Source organism: Streptomyces sp. NBC_00090 (genome assembly GCF_045160815.1).
GTDB lineage: Bacteria > Actinomycetota > Actinomycetes > Streptomycetales > Streptomycetaceae > Streptomyces.
Window position 1 is genome coordinate 3704292 of record NZ_CP108224.1, and the last position, 15285, is coordinate 3719576.

At 70.3% G+C, this 15285-nt stretch carries 14 protein-coding genes and 1 tRNA gene; 12 read left to right on the plus strand and 3 right to left on the minus strand.

Annotation, left to right across the window (positions count from 1 at the left end; translation table 11 throughout):
• Positions 1–2: 2 nt before the first annotated feature.
• Entirely contained in the window at positions 3–1001 is a 999-nt protein-coding gene (locus OG361_RS16175) for an SMI1/KNR4 family protein (RefSeq protein WP_405854174.1), read from the minus strand.
• Positions 1002–1248: 247 nt separating this feature from the next.
• Here OG361_RS16175 and OG361_RS16180 point away from each other — a divergent pair, with 247 nt between their 5' ends.
• Both OG361_RS16180 and OG361_RS16185 read left to right on the plus strand, forming a co-directional pair.
• Positions 1249–1761 carry a YwqJ-related putative deaminase gene (locus OG361_RS16180; RefSeq protein WP_405854176.1) on the plus strand — a complete coding sequence of 171 codons (513 nt, stop codon included), beginning with the start codon at positions 1249–1251 and terminating at the stop codon, positions 1759–1761.
• Between the two features lie 10 nt (positions 1762–1771).
• The gene (locus OG361_RS16185) at positions 1772–2263 is read left to right on the plus strand and encodes an SUKH-3 domain-containing protein (RefSeq protein WP_405854178.1); all 492 of its coding nucleotides are present in this window, start codon (positions 1772–1774) and stop codon (positions 2261–2263) included.
• A 68-nt stretch (positions 2264–2331) separates the two neighbouring features.
• On the opposite strand, the gene OG361_RS16190 is transcribed toward OG361_RS16185, so the two are convergent.
• On the minus strand, positions 2332–3660 hold the full coding sequence (locus OG361_RS16190; RefSeq protein ID WP_405854180.1) for a sensor histidine kinase: 1329 nt from the start codon (positions 3658–3660) through the stop codon (positions 2332–2334).
• A gap of 129 nt (positions 3661–3789) precedes the next feature.
• Between OG361_RS16190 and OG361_RS16195 the strand changes: the two genes are divergently transcribed.
• The 8 genes from OG361_RS16195 (at position 3790) to OG361_RS16230 (ending at position 10401) form a co-directional block, all read left to right on the plus strand.
• The gene (locus OG361_RS16195; protein ID WP_405854182.1) at positions 3790–4662 is read left to right on the plus strand and encodes a hypothetical protein; all 873 of its coding nucleotides are present in this window, start codon (positions 3790–3792) and stop codon (positions 4660–4662) included.
• Positions 4663–4673: 11 nt separating this feature from the next.
• Positions 4674–4744 (plus strand) — tRNA-Gln (locus OG361_RS16200).
• Between the two features lie 109 nt (positions 4745–4853).
• On the plus strand, positions 4854–6302 hold the full coding sequence (glmU, locus tag OG361_RS16205; protein WP_405854184.1) for a bifunctional UDP-N-acetylglucosamine diphosphorylase/glucosamine-1-phosphate N-acetyltransferase GlmU: 1449 nt from the start codon (positions 4854–4856) through the stop codon (positions 6300–6302).
• 121 nt (positions 6303–6423) lie between these two features.
• Positions 6424–7398 carry a ribose-phosphate diphosphokinase gene (locus OG361_RS16210; RefSeq protein ID WP_384565051.1) on the plus strand — a complete coding sequence of 325 codons (975 nt, stop codon included), beginning with the start codon at positions 6424–6426 and terminating at the stop codon, positions 7396–7398.
• 253 nt (positions 7399–7651) lie between these two features.
• Positions 7652–8239, plus strand: coding sequence for a 50S ribosomal protein L25/general stress protein Ctc (locus OG361_RS16215; RefSeq protein WP_405854187.1), 588 nt, complete (start codon positions 7652–7654; stop codon positions 8237–8239).
• A gap of 109 nt (positions 8240–8348) precedes the next feature.
• A complete protein-coding gene (pth, locus tag OG361_RS16220; RefSeq protein ID WP_405854189.1) occupies positions 8349–8945 on the plus strand; it encodes an aminoacyl-tRNA hydrolase in 597 nt (198 codons plus the stop codon).
• A 40-nt stretch (positions 8946–8985) separates the two neighbouring features.
• Positions 8986–9429 carry a hypothetical protein gene (locus OG361_RS16225; RefSeq protein ID WP_384565059.1) on the plus strand — a complete coding sequence of 148 codons (444 nt, stop codon included), beginning with the start codon at positions 8986–8988 and terminating at the stop codon, positions 9427–9429.
• A gap of 228 nt (positions 9430–9657) precedes the next feature.
• Positions 9658–10401 carry an LPXTG cell wall anchor domain-containing protein gene (locus tag OG361_RS16230; protein WP_405854191.1) on the plus strand — a complete coding sequence of 248 codons (744 nt, stop codon included), beginning with the start codon at positions 9658–9660 and terminating at the stop codon, positions 10399–10401.
• A gap of 78 nt (positions 10402–10479) precedes the next feature.
• Here OG361_RS16230 and ppc read toward each other — a convergent pair whose 3' ends face one another.
• Positions 10480–13209, minus strand: a complete 2730-nt coding sequence (gene ppc / locus OG361_RS16235) for a phosphoenolpyruvate carboxylase (RefSeq protein ID WP_405854193.1) — start codon at positions 13207–13209, stop codon at positions 10480–10482.
• 238 nt (positions 13210–13447) lie between these two features.
• Here ppc and OG361_RS16240 point away from each other — a divergent pair, with 238 nt between their 5' ends.
• A complete protein-coding gene (locus OG361_RS16240; RefSeq protein ID WP_405854195.1) occupies positions 13448–14440 on the plus strand; it encodes an acyl-CoA desaturase in 993 nt (330 codons plus the stop codon).
• Positions 14440–15147: a TetR/AcrR family transcriptional regulator gene (locus OG361_RS16245; RefSeq protein ID WP_405862276.1), complete on the plus strand. Its 708-nt coding sequence runs from the start codon at positions 14440–14442 to the stop codon at positions 15145–15147. Before OG361_RS16240 ends, OG361_RS16245 begins: the two co-directional genes overlap by 1 nt.
• Positions 15148–15285 lie beyond the last annotated feature (138 nt).

A 15285-nucleotide genomic window follows, 5' to 3' on the forward strand; every position in this document is an offset into this window, starting at 1 on the left:
GTTCACTCCCCTACCGGGACCACGGGCACGGCGCGCGCGAAGCCGCCGTCCACCATCAGGTTCGCCACCGTCTCCAGCTCCGGCGGATTGCCGGCAAGACGCTGCAGGAACACGTCGAAGTCCTCACCACAGGGCAGCAGCAACCGCTCCACCCGCTCGGCCACCGACCAGCCCGCCGCCACCTCACCGGAGTCCCGCGCGTCGTCGTACGCGCAGAACCACACCGAGCCGACCGCCTCGCCCCGCACCTTCACCGCGACCAGACCGCCCTGGACGAAGGCGACGCCCAGATAGTCCTTGGTCAGATGGTCACGCAGACACTTGTTGACGTAGACGAGGTCGTTCACCCCCGCCTGCTCCCGCACCGTGAAGAACGGCTGGTCGACCAGGAGCCCCAGCTCCGCGTCGAGCGCCGCACCCACCGGCGCGCACCCGCCCGCCGCCTTCAGGAAGGAGCGGTACGCGCCCGGCAGCCGGTAGCCGAGGTCCTCCTCGACACCCTGGAGCTGGAGCTCCGACACCGACACGAGCGCCTTCGGCAGGCCGAAGTGCGCGGGGCGGGTCTCCTGGAGGGGCCGCGTGCCGCGCTTCGCGTGATCGACGGCGGCCGTCGCCACACCACCGTGATGGCGCAGCAGCGCCTTCACCTCGACCGGAACCAGCTCCATCCGGCGGCTGCGCGCCACGTGGTGCCAGGTCCAGCCGTGCGGGGTCGCCACCGACGGGATCGTGTCCCACAGCTCATGACCGGTCGCCGCCATCGCCGCGTTCGCCGACACGTAGTCCGTGAGGCGCAGCTCGTCGACGCCGAAGCCCTCCGGGGGGTCGGCGATCTCCGCCGCCGCACGCGCGTACGGCGAGAAGTCCGGATGGCCGTGCTCGTCGATCCGCACCCCTCTGGGGTGACGGCCGGCACGCACCGGATCCGGGAAATGCACGACCTGCCCGGCGTAGGCCGCGTTCGGTGGCGCGGTGTCCTGCCCGAGCCGACCTGTCGTCATGGCGGTTGCCCCCTGCACTGGCGTCGCTGACTGCTACTACCGACTGATCTGGCACAGCCTATGCGCTGCCACAAGAGCCCGAACGGCCCCCGCCCGACGGTGACCAAGTGTCACGACGCCATGACAGTTACACCATGTTTCCGACACACCGAACGTGTCATTCGGCGCCCCAGCTTCCCCATATGGCTCCCTATTTGGCAGGCTGTCCACGCAACTCGGGGGATTGCAGGAGGGGAAGACCAGCACCATGCAAACAGCACCGACGCCCACACAGGGTGACCCACGCCTCAACTGGAGCAGCAGCGCGGACGCCACCCGCGCGCCGTTACTGCGTCACCGCCGCGACGGCATCCTGCCCACCGTCGGGGCCGCCCTCTCCGTACGCGGCGAGACCCTCACGTGCACCGCGGGCCGCGGCGACCGCCCGCCCCTCCTGCACGCGCTCGTCCAGGACTTCCTGGACACCCTCACCAGCGGCCAGCGGGAACGCTTCACCGGACGATGTCCCGAGGCGATCCTGCTCTCCCGACACCTCACCGCCACCGAGAACGGCCGCTCCAAGCGCGCCCAGCGCAAGCCGCTCACCTCCGGCGAGGCCCGCCGGTCCCTCAAGCACGCCAAGCTCACCGCCCGGCGCATCCGGGAGGACGGCGACCCGCTCCACGGCAGCTACGCGGCACCCTGCCGCTCCTGTACGGCGATGCTCGCCCACTTCGGTGTCCGCACCGTCGACCCCACGACACCCGTCGAGAACGGCTGACCGCACACCCATGCCCGACCACCTCAGCACCACCCGCTTCCCGGTCAACGTCGACGCCGCCCTCCGCGAGGCCGGCTGGCGGCCCGGACGCTGGGACATCAAGCTCGCCGAAGAGTGGGCCGACGCCCTGCGCGCCCACGTCTCCCCCGCCGGCCACCGGCACAGCGTCTTCCCCGCGGCCGTCGAGGCCTGGGCGGAGTTCGGCGGCCTGCGGATCACCTCGCCCGGCCACGGGCGGCAGATAGCGCCCACGACCGTCCGCTTCGACCCGCTCGCCGGGCTCCACCTCGCCCGCACCCTCGCCGACCTGGGACGCGCCCTGGAGAGCGAGCTCGCCCCGCTCGGGGAGGAGGGCGACCAGCAGGCCGTCCTGGCGATGGACGCGGAAGGACGGGTCTACAGCCTCGACCACGCGGGCGACTGGTACCTCGGCAAGGACATCGACGCGGCGCTGTCGACGCTGATCACGGGCGTACAGCCGACGCGCCTCACGGCGGGGTAGTACGAGGCAGTACGAGGTAGTACGAGGTAGTACGGACGGATACCCGGGCGGGGGGCAGTCGGCTTCGGCTACCCCTGCTCCCCGAACGGCAGTACCGCCGACACCTTGAACCCGCCCGCGTCCGTCGCACCCGACACGAACACGCCGCCGAGCCGCGAGACCCGCTCCCGCATCCCCACCAGACCGTTCCCGCCGCTCGGCAGCCGCACGTCCGAGCCCCCGGCGTCCGACGGACAGGGCCCGTTCTCCACCTGCATCGCGACCTCGGCCTCCCGGTGCGCGAGACGCACCACGACCTCGGCACCCACCGCGTGCTTGTGGACGTTGGTCAGCGCCTCCTGCACCACCCGGTACGCCGTCCGCTCCACCTCCGGCGGATACGCACGCGCCTCCCCGAGCACCACCAGCTCCACGACCGCCCCCGCGAGCCGCGACTGCTCGCAGAGCGCCTCCAGGGCGTCCAGGCGCGGCCCGTCGTCCGCGGCGGCCTCCGCGGCCGCGGCAGCCGCCCGGCCCACCGCGGCCAGCGGCACCGCCACCGGAACGGCCGGCGCGGACTCCTCCCTCAGCACACCCAGCATCTCCCGCAGCTCCGTCAACGCCTGCCGCCCCATGTCACCGACGAGCGCCGCGTTCCGCACGGCCTTCTGCGGATCCTTCAGGGCCACCGCCTGGAGCGCCGCCGCGTGCACCACCATCAGCGACACCCGGTGCGCGACCACGTCGTGCATCTCCCGCGCGATCCGGGTCCGCTCCTCCTGCCGCGCCCACTGCGCCCGCTGCTCGGCCCGGTCCGCGAGGAGCGACAGCTCCTGCTCCAGGGAGTCGGCCCGCTCGCGCAGACTCTCCATGAGCCGGCGGCGGGCCCCTATGTAGAGGCCGAAGAGCACCGGCGGCGCGTTGAGGCCGAGCGTCATGAAGAGCGACACGACGGGCACGTACCAGCCGCTCGGGTCGAAGTCCCGCTGCCCGGCCTCCGCCTGGGCGACGTCCTGCCGCATCCGCACGACGGTCACGACGAACACGGCGACCGTCGACATCCCGGCGAGCACGGCGGTGATCCGCCGCGGCACATCGGAGGCGGCGAGCGTGTAGAGCCCGACGATCCCCATCAGGAAGCCCATCTCGGCGGGCGTGACGGCCATGGAGACGAGGACGACGGCGATCGGCCACCGTCGCCGCACGAGCAGCGTGGACCCCACGATCAGCCCGAACAGCACCCCCACGGGCACGGGCAGAGCGGCCGACTCGGCGAACCCGATCCCTTCGAGCCCGCACTCCAGCGCGGACACCAGGGCGAGCCCCACATCAAGAACGACACTCCGCCGTCTCCCCCACCACCACCAGCTCTCCGCACGAACGCCCACGGCGCCCCGGTCTGCCCCCGTTGTGGTCATGGCCTCCACCCTACGGGCGCGCCGCACATCACAGCGCGGACCGCCAGTACTCCGGAGATCAGTCCCTCGAACTGTTGAATCGCCAGAGCTTTCGACCCGGACGTCCGCATTCCGGACGACGGTGTTCGTATGACACCTGCCAGCGGCAAGTACACGGACTTCGAGAACCTGCGCGAAAAGGCACTCACGCTCCGCCGCGAAGGCCTCAGCCGCCGCCAGATCCGCGATCGCATCCACGTCGACAACAACGACATCCTCAACCGCCTCCTCGAAGGCGAACCCCCGCCGGAATGGACCAAGCGCCCCAATGCCAAGGACGACCTCCGCGACCGAGCCCGCGAGCTGCGCCTCCAGGGCATGACCTACGACCAGATCCAGGTCGAGCTGGGCTGCTCGAAGAGCTCGATCTCCCTGTGGGTACGGGACCTCCCGAAGCCGGAGCGGAAACGGACGCGGGAGGAGGCTTCCGAGATCGCCCGAAGGGGCTGGGAGCCGACCATGCTCCGGCGCGAGGAGGAGCGCCATGCCGTCAAACGCGCGGCGGCCGAAGAGATCGGAGCGATGTCGGCGCGCGAACTCTTCCTGCTGGGCGTGGGCCTCTACTGGGCGGAAGGCACGAAGGACAAGCCGCACACCCGTCGTGAACGCGTGACGTTCGTGAACAGCGACCCCGGGATGATCCAGGTCTTCGCCGCCTGGCTCGACCTCCTCGGCATCGAGCCCGAGCGACGGAGGTACCACGTGATGATCCATGAGACCGGGGACGTGTCCGGCGCCGAGCAGTACTGGAGCAGCGTCGTCGGCGCCGACCCCTCGGCCTTCGGCAAGACGACCCTCAAGCGCCACAACCCGCGGACCAACCGCAAGAACGTGAACGCCGGCTATCACGGCTGCCTCGCGATCAGAATCCTCGGGAGCGCCGATCTGTACCGTCGCATCGAAGGGGCCTGGTGCGGCATAGTAGGGGCCGTTCCGATTCCCTCAACGGGAAATCGGGCATAGAGGGCGAACTATCCCGGATCGTCTAAGGGCAGGACAAATGGTTTTGGTCCATTGAATGAGGGTTCGAATCCTTCTCCGGGAGCCCATGGTTGCGGGTCCTGACCGTCACGGTCAGGACCCGCGCTCATGTCCGGACCCCGGCCCCCCGGTATCCTTCGTGCGTCCACCACCCAAAGCCGAAGGGCATTCCCGTGAGCGCCAACCGCCCGGCAGCCGTCGTCGTCCTCGCAGCGGGTGAGGGCACCCGCATGAAGTCGAAGACCCCCAAGGTCCTGCACGAGATCGCCGGGCGTTCGCTCGTCGGACATGTCGTCTCCGCCGCCCGGGAGCTGGAGCCCGAGCACCTCGTCGTGGTCGTCGGGCACGCCCGCGAGCAGGTCAAGGGGCATCTGGAGGCGCACTACGCCGGTACCCGGACCGCCGTGCAGGAGGAGCAGAACGGCACCGGGCACGCCGTGCGGATGGCCCTCGAAGAGCTCGGGCAGACGCCCGAGGGCACCGTCGTGGTCGTCTGCGGCGACACCCCGCTGCTCTCCGGCGAGACCCTGAAGGCCCTGGCCGGCACCCACGCCGCCGACGGCAACGCCGTGACCGTGCTGACCGCCGAGGTGCCTGACTCCACCGGCTACGGCCGGATCGTGCGGGACCCGGCGACCGGCGCCGTCACCGAGATCGTCGAGCACAAGGACGCCTCCGCCGAGCAGCTCGCGATCAAGGAGATCAACTCCGGCGTGTTCGCGTTCGACGGGCAGCTGCTCGCCGACGCCCTGGGCAAGGTGCGGACGGACAACAGCCAGGGCGAGGAGTACCTCACCGACGTGCTGTCGATCCTGCGCGAGGCCGGCCACCGGGTCGGTGCCTCGGTCGCCGGCGACCACCGTGAGATCCTCGGCATCAACAACCGGGTGCAGCTCGCCGAGGCCCGCGGGCTGCTGAACCAGCGGCTCCTGGAGCGGGCCATGATGGCCGGCGTGACGGTCGTGGACCCGGCGTCGGTCTTCATCGACGTGACGGTGACCTTCGAGGCCGACGCGGTGATCCTGCCGGGTACGCAGCTGCTCGGCGCGACGCACGTCGCCGAGGACGCCGAGGTCGGCCCGAACACCCGCCTGAAGGACACCCGCGTCGGCAAGGGCGCCCGGGTGGACAACACGGTGGCGGACTCGGCCGTGGTCGGCGACGGCGCCTCCGTGGGCCCGTACGCGTACCTCCGTCCCGGGACGAACCTGGGCGCGAAGGCCAAGGCCGGCACGTACGTCGAGATGAAGAACGCGACGATCGGCGAGGGCACCAAGGTCCCGCACCTGTCGTACGTGGGCGACGCGACCATCGGCGAGTACACGAACATCGGCGCCGCGAGCGTCTTCGTGAACTACGACGGCGAGACCAAGCACCACACCACGATCGGCTCGCACTGCAAGACCGGCTCGGACAACATGTTTGTGGCTCCCGTCACCATCGGGGACGGTGCCTACACCGCCGCCGGGTCCGTGATCACGAAGGACGTCCCGGCCGGTGCGCTGGCCGTGGCCCGGGGCCAGCAGCGGAATATCGAGGGCTGGGTGGCCCGGAAGCGGCCCGGAAGCGCCGCCGCGCAGGCCGCTCAGGCGGCCCCGGAGGAGTCCGCAAGCGAAAGCTGACCGGAAACGGGTACGTCGAACTCGGCGTACCGTGATACGTGCACACAAATTCGGCTGGTTCGCACATGCGCTCGCAGGGCGCGGGATCGCGGCCAGAGAACACGTCTGAGGAGACAGTGCTGTGACCGGGATCAAGACGACCGGCGAGAAGAAGCTGATGCTCTTCTCCGGCCGCGCCCACCCCGAGCTGGCCGAGGAGGTCGCGCACCAGCTGGGCGTCGGTCTCGTTCCCACCAAGGCGTTCGACTTCGCCAACGGTGAGATCTACGTCCGCTTCCAGGAGTCGGCCCGCGGCGCGGACTGCTTCCTGATCCAGAGCCACACGGCTCCGATCAACAAGTGGATCATGGAACAGCTGATCATGGTCGATGCGCTGAAGCGGGCCTCGGCCCGGAGCATCACCGTGATCATCCCGTCGTACGGCTACGCCCGTCAGGACAAGAAGCACCGCGGCCGTGAGCCGATCTCGGCGCGTCTGGTCGCGGACCTGCTGGAGACGGCCGGTGCGGACCGCATCCTGACCGTGGACCTGCACACCGACCAGATCCAGGGCTTCTTCGACGGCCCGGTGGACCACCTGTCGGCGCTGCCGGTGCTCGCGGACTACGTGGGTGCGAAGGTCGACCGCGACAAGCTGACGATCGTCTCCCCGGACGCGGGCCGCGTGCGGGTCGCCGACCGCTGGTGCGACCGCCTGGACGCCCCGCTGGCGATCGTGCACAAGCGCCGTGACAAGGACGTCGCCAACCAGGTCACCGTCCACGAGGTCGTGGGTGACGTGAAGGGCCGCGTCTGTGTCCTGGTGGACGACATGGTCGACACCGGCGGCACCATCTGCGCCGCCGCGGACGCCCTGTTCGCGCACGGTGCCGAGGACGTCATCGTGACGGCGACGCACGGCATCCTGTCGGGTCCGGCCGCGGACCGTCTGAAGAACTCCAAGGTGAGCGAGTTCGTCTTCACGGACACGCTGCCGGTGCCGGGCGCCCTTGAGCTCGACAAGATCACGGTGCTGTCGATCGCGCCGACGATCGCGCGCGCGGTGCGCGAGGTGTTCGAGGACGGTTCGGTGACGAGCCTCTTCGAGGAGCACTGAGCCTCGGCCGTACAGGCTTTTCGAGGGCCGCTTCCCCGTTCGGGGGAGCGGCCCTCCGCCGTGTTTCGGTGATCGAATTGGGTGGTAGAGGGGTCGGCCGGTAGACTGCCGTAGTTGCTCGGCGAGGGAGGCCGTACCCGTACGGATGTACAGGGTCACGGCGGTCCGTTATCGACGCGCTCTTCGTAGCAGGCCATCGCCAGTCGTGGCCGGGTGACCACTGTGTTCGTCACCTTTCTACGAGGAGTGCACCATGTCCGAGGTCAAGATCGCCGCTGCCGTCCGTACGGAGTTCGGCAAGGGCGCCGCCCGCTCGATCCGCCGTGACAGCCAGGTTCCCGCGGTCGTCTACGGCCACGGCTCGGAGCCGGCCCACGTGACCCTCCCGGCCCACGAGCTGGCGCTCGCCCTGCGTACGCCGAACGTCCTGCTCTCCCTGGACATCGACGGCAAGAACGCGCTGGCGATCCCGAAGGCCGTCCAGCGTGACGCCATCAAGGGTTTCCTGGTCCACGTCGACCTGCTCCTCGTGAAGCGTGGCGAGAAGGTCACGGTCGAGATCCCGGTTCAGGCCGAGGGTGAGCTCGCCGCCGGTGGCAACCTGCTGGAGCACGTGCTCGGCACCCTCTCCATCGAGGCCGAGGCCACCCACCTCCCCGAGTCCGTCACGGTCTCCGTGGAGGGCCTGGAGGCCGGTGCCTCCATCCTCGCCAAGGACATCGAGCTCCCCAAGGGCTCGACCCTGGTGACCGACGCCGACGCCGTCGTGCTGCAGGTCCTGGCCGCGCAGGCCGAGGAGCCGGCCGCCGAGACCGAGGCCGCCGTGAGCACCGAGGCCTGAGCCGTAGGCTCTGCCTGACGTGACGGGGTGACGGGCCGTACGGCCCGTCACCCCGTTTCTCTTGTACGGATGTACGGACGCGTGAACGGATACGAGGAGACCTGACGCAATGACGGACGACGCCAACGCCCCCTGGCTGATCGTCGGCCTCGGCAACCCGGGGCCCGAGTACGCGGCCAACCGCCACAACATCGGCTTCATGGTCGTGGACCTGCTCGCCGAGCGGATCCGCGGCTCGTTCAAGCGGGCGCAGAAGGCCCAGGCGCAGGTCGTCGAGGGCCGGATGGGTCCGCCCGGGCCGGAGAACCGGCGGGTGATCCTCGCGAAGCCGATGTCGTACATGAACCTGTCGGGCGGTCCGGTGACGGCGCTGCGCGACTTCTACAAGGTGCCCACGGCGCACGTGGTGGCGATCCACGACGAGCTGGACATCGACTACGGCGTGCTGCGGCTGAAGATCGGCGGCGGCGACAACGGGCACAACGGTCTGAAGTCGATGACGAAGGCGATGGGGGCCGAGTACCACCGGGTGCGGTGCGGGATCGGGCGTCCGCCGGGCCGGATGCAGGTCGCGGACTTCGTCCTGAAGGACTTCTCCTCGGCGGAGCGCAAGGACCTCGACTGGTTCGTGGACCGGGCGGCGGACTCGGTGGAGTGCCTGGTGGCGGAGGGTCTGGAGCGGGCGCAGACCGCGTACAACGCCTAGGGTCTGTCCGTAAGAACGTACGACTGTACGATCGCGGGTCATGACGCACGTCCGTAACGCCGCCATGGCCCTGGTCGCCCTGCTCCTCGTCGTCGGGGGTGCCTGGGCCTCGTGGGACTCCGCCCAGCACGTCCTGCTCGCCAAGGGGCGTGAGCACGGCTCGTTGACGGTGACCGGGTGCACGGAGGAGACGTGCAGCGGTACGTACGCGCCCGAGGACCCGTCCTCGACGCGGCGGACGCTGACGATCGCCGCGTCGGTCGCGGCGGAGAAGGGCGTGACGATCCCGGTGGTGGTGAAGCCGGGAACGGACGAGGGCGTTCGGGCGGGGTGGGGTGGCGGTCTGCACGCCTGGCTGCCGCTGGGCGGTGCGCTGTTGCTCGCGGCGCCGGTGATCGGTGGGGGGCTGCGGATGTCGCGGACGGCCTGGTCGGTGGCGGGGTTGGGCGGGGCGCTGCTGGTGGCGGCGTTCTTCGCGCTCTGAGCCGGTTGTTGGCGCTCCCGAGCCCCATCTTCGCGCTCTGAGCCGGTTGTTCGCGCCCCCGAGGATTCCACCGGTCCCCTGATGCGATCGTTATGGGCTTCTGGGTCAAGGCTGACTTAAAGCGGCGGATAGGCTGCCTGGGCCACCTCCCACGGCATCCCTCTTCTCCCAGATGGACGACTGCACATGCGACGCTCCTTCATTCCTGCCGCCGCTCTTGTCGCGGCCATGGCAGGTTCCCTCGTTCTGGCCCCGGCCGCCTCGGCCTCGAACGGCCCCAAGGGCGACAACGGCACCGTTAAGATCCACGACTCGAAGACCGGCGAGGAGATCAAGGCCAACGAGCCGAAGGTCTGCGCCTTCTACCTCGACGCCTTCCACTTCGATGCCGCCCAGAAGGCGACCTGGCGCATCGAAGCCTGGGCGAACAACGACCAGGAAAAGGGCACCGAGGTCGAGGACGGCTCCATCACCCTCGACGCCGAGGGCCATGGCCGCACCGAGGACCTGACGCTCCCCGACGGCCAGTACAAGCTGTTCTGGAACTTCGAGGGCGAGAACGGCAGCGCCAAGCACAAGGTCTTCAAGGTCGACTGCCCGGCAGAGACGCCCGGCACCGAGACCACGAGCCCCGGCACGGAGACCACCACTCCGGGCACGGAGACCACGACTCCCGGTACCGAGACCACCACCCCCGGCACCGAGACCACCCCGGGCACGGAGACCACCGCCCCTGGTGAGACCCCGGCTCCGAGCGAGACCCCGGGCGGCACCGAGTCCCCGTCCGCCACCGCCCCGGCCGGTGAGACCGCCGGTACCGGTGGTACCGGTGGCACCGGTGGCACGGGCGAGGGCGACCTCGCCGAGACCGGTTCGAGCGCCCCGGTCGGCGTCCTCGCCGCCGTGGCCGTGGCCCTCGCGGGCGCCGGCGCGTTCCTGGTGACCCGTCGTCGCAAGGCGCAGCAGCACTGACGCACCCCCGCACATGACAGTGCCCCCGCCGGGATCCGAGGATTCCGGCGGGGGCACTGTCATGTGTACGGCCAGGCGTCAGCCGGTGTTGCGCAGGCCCGCCGCGACACCGTTCACCGTGAGGAGCAGGGCCCGTGCGAGCAGCGGGTCCGGGTCCTCGCCGCGCTCGGCGGCCGCGCGCTGGCGGGCGAGGAGGGCGACCTGGAGGTAGGAGATCGGGTCGAGGTAGGCGTCGCGGATGGCGAAGGTCTGCTGGAGGACCGGGTTGGAGGCGAGCAGGGTCTCGCCGCCGGTGACCTTGAGGACCTCGGCGACCGTCAGCGCGTGCTCGGCCTCGATGTCGTCGAAGACGTGCTTCAGCTCGTCGGGGACGAGGGTGTCGACGTAGTGGCGGGCGATCCGCAGGTCCGTCTTCGCGAGCGTCATCTCGACGTTGGCGAGGAAGTTGCGGAAGAAGTGCCAGCTCCCGTACATCTCGCCGAGGACCGCGTCGAGACCGGCCTCGCGCAGGGCCTTGAGGCCCGAGCCGACGCCGAACCAGCCGGGGACGATCTGCCGGGACTGCGTCCAGCCGAAGACCCACGGGATGGCGCGCAGTCCGTCGAGACCGGCACCCGAGTCGGGGCGGCGGGACGGGCGGGAGCCGAGGTGGAGGTCGGCGAGCTGGTCGACCGGGGTGGCCGCGAAGAAGTACGCGGGCAGGTCCGGGTCCTCGACCAGCTTGCGGTACGCGGTGTGGGCGGCGTCCGAGACGGTGTCCATGGCCGCGTCCCAGCGGGCGAGGGCCTCGTCGGACTGGCGCGGGGAGGTGTGCAGGGCGGAGGCCTGCAGCGTGGCCGCGACGGTCAGTTCGAGGTTCTCGCGGGCGAGGGACGGGATCAGGTACTTGTCGGAGATGACCTCGCCCTGCTCGGTCACCTTGATCTCGCCCTCCAGGGTGCCCCAGGGCTGCGCGAGGATCGCGGTGTGCGAGGGGCCGCCGCCGCGGCCGACGGTGCCGCCGCGGCCGTGGAAGAGGCGCAGGCGCACGCCGTAGCGGTGGGCGACGTCGCGGAGCCTGCGCTGGGCGCGGTGGATCTCCCACTGCGAGGTGGTGATGCCGCCGAACTTGGAGGAGTCCGAGTAGCCGAGCATGACCTCCTGGACGTCGCCGCGGAGCGAGACGAGGCGCCGGTAGGAGGGGTCGGCCAGCATGTCGTTGAGGATGACGTCGGCGGCCTTGAGCTCGTCGGTGGTCTCCAGGAGCGGCACGATGCCGATCTTGGCCCAGCCGGCGTGCAGGTCGAGGAGGCCGGCCTCGCGGGCGAGGACGGCCGCGGCGAAGACGTCGTCGGCGCCCTGGCACATCGAGATGATGTAGGACTCGATGACCTCGGGGCCGAAGCGCTCGAAGGCCTGCTTGATGGTGTGGAAGACGCCGAGGGTCTTCTCGCCGGCGGCGTCCAGCGGGGCCGGGGTCGGGGCGAGCGGGCGGCGCGAGCGCAGCTCCTTGGCGAGCAGCTTCTGCCGGTAGTCGCGGGGCATGTCCGCGTACCGCCAGGACTCCTCGCCGAGGCGGTCGAAGAGCTGGCCGAGCGCGTGGTGGTGCGCGTCGGCGTGCTCTCGGACGTCCATGGTGGCGAGCTGGAGGCCGAAGGCCGAGAGGGTGCGGATGGTGCGGTCCATCCGGCCGTCGGCGAAGAGGCCGCCGCGGTGCTCGCGCAGCGAGGTCTGGATCAGGGTGAGGTCGTGGATCAGCTCGGCGGTGCCGAGGTAGTCGCGGCCGTCCTGGTGCGGGGTGCCGGAGGCGAGGCGCTCGCGGGTGTTGACGAGCTTCTGCCGGATGCAGGTGGCCTTGAGCCGGTACGGCTCCTCGGCGTTGAGGCGCTTGTAGCGGGGGCTGATCTCCGGGAGGAGTTCCAGGTCGCGCTGGAGGGAGTCCAGGAGTTCCTGGGTGGCTCCGGTGTAGCGGATGGAGTTGGAGAGGAGTCCGCGCAGGAAGTCGACGAGTTCGAGGGCGTCGGTGATCCCGTGCTCGTGCTGGAGGATCAGGACGTCCCAGGTCACCTGCGGGGTGACGTTGGGGTTGCCGTCGCGGTCGCCGCCGATCCAGGTGCCGAAGGTCAGCGGGCGCGTGCCGGCGGGCAGTTCGACGCCGACGCGCTCCAGCTCGGCGGCGAGGTCCTCCAGGACGTCGCCGACGGCGTTGGCGTGCAACTCGTCGAGGTAGTAGATGGCGTTGCGGGCCTCGTCGGCGGGCTCGGGGCGGACGACCCGGAGCTCGTCGGTCTGCCAGATGAGGTCGATGTTCTCGGCGAGCCGCAGGTCGTGGCGGCGCCGGTCGGCCTCGATGACCGGGGTCTCCAGGAGGGCGGCGATCCGGCGCAGCTTGTTGAGGACGGAGCGGCGGGCCGCCTCGGTGGGGTGCGCGGTGAAGACGGGTCGGACGTTGAGGTTCTTGACCGTCTCGCGGACGTGCTGCGGGTCGCCGTCCTTGAGCATGTCGGCGGTGCGGGCGAGGAGGCCGCCCTCGGCGGCGCGCTTCTCGCGCATCTCGCGGCCGCGGTGGACCTGCTCGGTGACGTTCGCCAGGTGGAAGTAGGTGGAGAAGGCGCGCACCAGCTTGGCGGCGGTCTCCAGTTCGACACCGCGGAGCAGCTCGGCGGCTGCCTCGCCGTCCTCGCGCGTGAGGCTGCGGACCCGCTCGACGAGGTCGAGGAGTTCGTGGCCCTCCTGCCGGACGAGGGTCTCGCCCAGGAGGTCGCCCAGTCGGCGGATGTCGGCGCGCAGCTCGGTGCTGGCGGTGGGGGTTTGGTCGGCACTGCTCACAGGTGCGGCTCCTTGCAGTGTTTGAGCACGTCTGGAGGGGTACTGGAGGCTTGCGGACCGCGCTGTCCGACGCACCCAGGATAGGTGTCCGCCGGGGCGGTGTGGGCAACGCCCCTCTTGTGCCCTCTTGCCGCGCGTCACGGCGCTGCCATACTTACGACGCCGTAGGTTACGGAGGCGTAGCCACGACGCGGGTTTCCGCTTCTTTCACCCTCACCCTCATCCCCAGGGGACGCCCATGACCACTAGCCCCGAGGTGACCTCGGCGCCCGAGGCGCCCGAGACGCCCGACGGCGCCACGGCCCTTCCCTTCGCGACGCTGGGCGGTGACAGCAAGGGTTCGACCGAGCAGGTCGCGCTGGCGCTGTTCATCACGGTGCCGTTCCTGGCGCTGCTCGCGGCGGTGCCGCTGGCCTGGGGCTGGGGGGTGAGCTGGCTGGATCTGGGGCTGATGGTGGCGATGTACTACATCGGCTGTCACGGGATCACGATCGGTTTCCACCGCTACTTCACGCACGGTTCCTTCAAGGCGAAGCGGCCGCTGCGGATCGCGCTCGCGATCATGGGTTCGCTGGCCGTCGAGGGTCCGCTGGTGCGCTGGGTGGCGGATCACCGCAAGCACCACAAGTTCTCGGACGCGGAGGGCGACCCGCACTCGCCGTGGCGTTTCGGGGAGACGGTCCCGGCGCTGATGAAGGGCCTGTGGTGGGCGCACATCGGCTGGATGTTCGACGAGGAGCGGACGCCGCAGCACAAGTACGCCCCCGACCTGATCAAGGACCCGGCGATCCGGGCGATCTCGCGCCAGTTCGTGCTGTGGACGGTGGTGTCGCTGGCGATTCCGCCGCTGGTGGGCGGTCTGGTGACGATGTCGTGGTGGGGCGCGTTCACCGCGTTCTTCTGGGGCTCCCTGATCCGGGTGGCGCTGCTGCACCACGTGACCTGGTCGATCAACTCGATCTGCCACGCGGTGGGCAAGCGCCCGTTCAAGTCGCGTGACCGTTCGGGCAACGTGTGGTGGCTCGCGGTGCTGTCCTGCGGCGAGTCCTGGCACAACCTGCACCACGCGGACCCGACCTCGGCGCGGCACGGGGTGCTGCGCGGCCAGGTCGACTCCAGCGCGCGGCTGATCCGCTGGTTCGAGCTGGCGGGCTGGGCGTCCGACGTGCGCTGGCCGGCGAAGGAGCGCATCGAAGCCCGGCGCCAGAGCGCGTCCGCAGACGCGGCATGATGGAAGACGTGGCGATCGACGGCAGCACCAGCGGTACCGGCAGCAGTACAGGAAGCACGGGAAGCAGTGGCGGGCAGAAGCCCCGGCGTGGCCGCCGGGTGCGGATGACGGGCGCCGAGCGCCGGGAGCAGCTCCTCGACATCGGCCGCACGCTGTTCGCCGAGAAGGGCTTCGAGGGCACGTCGGTGGAGGAGATCGCGGCGAAGGCCGGGGTCTCCAAGCCGGTGGTGTACGAGCACTTCGGGGGCAAGGAGGGGCTGTACGCGGTCGTCGTCGACCGGGAGATGCGGCAGCTCCTGGAGGGGGTGACGGGCGCGCTGACCGCGGGGCACCCGCGGGAGCTCCTGGAGCAGGCGGCGTTCGCGCTGCTCGACTACATCGAGAACTACACGGACGGTTTCCGGATCCTGGTGCGGGACTCGCCGGTGGCGCAGTCGACGGGCACGTTCGCCTCGCTGATCAGCGACATCGCCACGCAGGTGGAGGACATCCTCGGGATGGAGTTCAAGAATCGCGGCTTCGACCCGAAGCTGGCCCCGCTGTACGCGCAGGCGCTGGTGGGCAGTGTGGCGCTGACGGGCCAGTGGTGGCTGGACGTGCGGAAGCCGGACAAGGCGGAGGTCGCGGCGCATCTGGTGAACCTGGCGTGGCACGGCCTGGACGGCCTGGAGCAGAAGCCGCGGTTGATAGGGCACCGGAAGAACTGACCGGATGGTCGGATTCGGAGGGTAAACCTCTGGCGTAGATCGTTCCTGTGAGTAGACTCGTGTTCAACATCCGGGGGGGTGTTCCGACCTTCGAGCGAAGTCGTCCCCGCGTGCCTACGGGCATGGGCTGACGCCGTT

Excerpts from the sequence above, each read along its gene's own strand:
- OG361_RS16175 (WP_405854174.1), bottom strand. The coding sequence starts at position 1,001 with ATGACGACAGGTCGGCTCGGGCAGGACACCGCGCCACCGAACGCGGCC.
- OG361_RS16180 (WP_405854176.1), top strand. The coding sequence starts at position 1,249 with ATGCAAACAGCACCGACGCCCACACAGGGTGACCCACGCCTCAACTGG.
- OG361_RS16185 (WP_405854178.1), top strand. The coding sequence starts at position 1,772 with ATGCCCGACCACCTCAGCACCACCCGCTTCCCGGTCAACGTCGACGCC.
- OG361_RS16190 (WP_405854180.1), bottom strand. The coding sequence starts at position 3,660 with ATGACCACAACGGGGGCAGACCGGGGCGCCGTGGGCGTTCGTGCGGAG.
- OG361_RS16195 (WP_405854182.1), top strand. The coding sequence starts at position 3,790 with ATGACACCTGCCAGCGGCAAGTACACGGACTTCGAGAACCTGCGCGAA.
- OG361_RS16215 (WP_405854187.1), top strand. The coding sequence starts at position 7,652 with ATGTCCGAGGTCAAGATCGCCGCTGCCGTCCGTACGGAGTTCGGCAAG.
- pth (WP_405854189.1), top strand. The coding sequence starts at position 8,349 with ATGACGGACGACGCCAACGCCCCCTGGCTGATCGTCGGCCTCGGCAAC.
- OG361_RS16225 (WP_384565059.1), top strand. The coding sequence starts at position 8,986 with ATGACGCACGTCCGTAACGCCGCCATGGCCCTGGTCGCCCTGCTCCTC.
- OG361_RS16230 (WP_405854191.1), top strand. The coding sequence starts at position 9,658 with ATGGCAGGTTCCCTCGTTCTGGCCCCGGCCGCCTCGGCCTCGAACGGC.
- OG361_RS16240 (WP_405854195.1), top strand. The coding sequence starts at position 13,448 with ATGACCACTAGCCCCGAGGTGACCTCGGCGCCCGAGGCGCCCGAGACG.
- OG361_RS16245 (WP_405862276.1), top strand. The coding sequence starts at position 14,440 with ATGGAAGACGTGGCGATCGACGGCAGCACCAGCGGTACCGGCAGCAGT.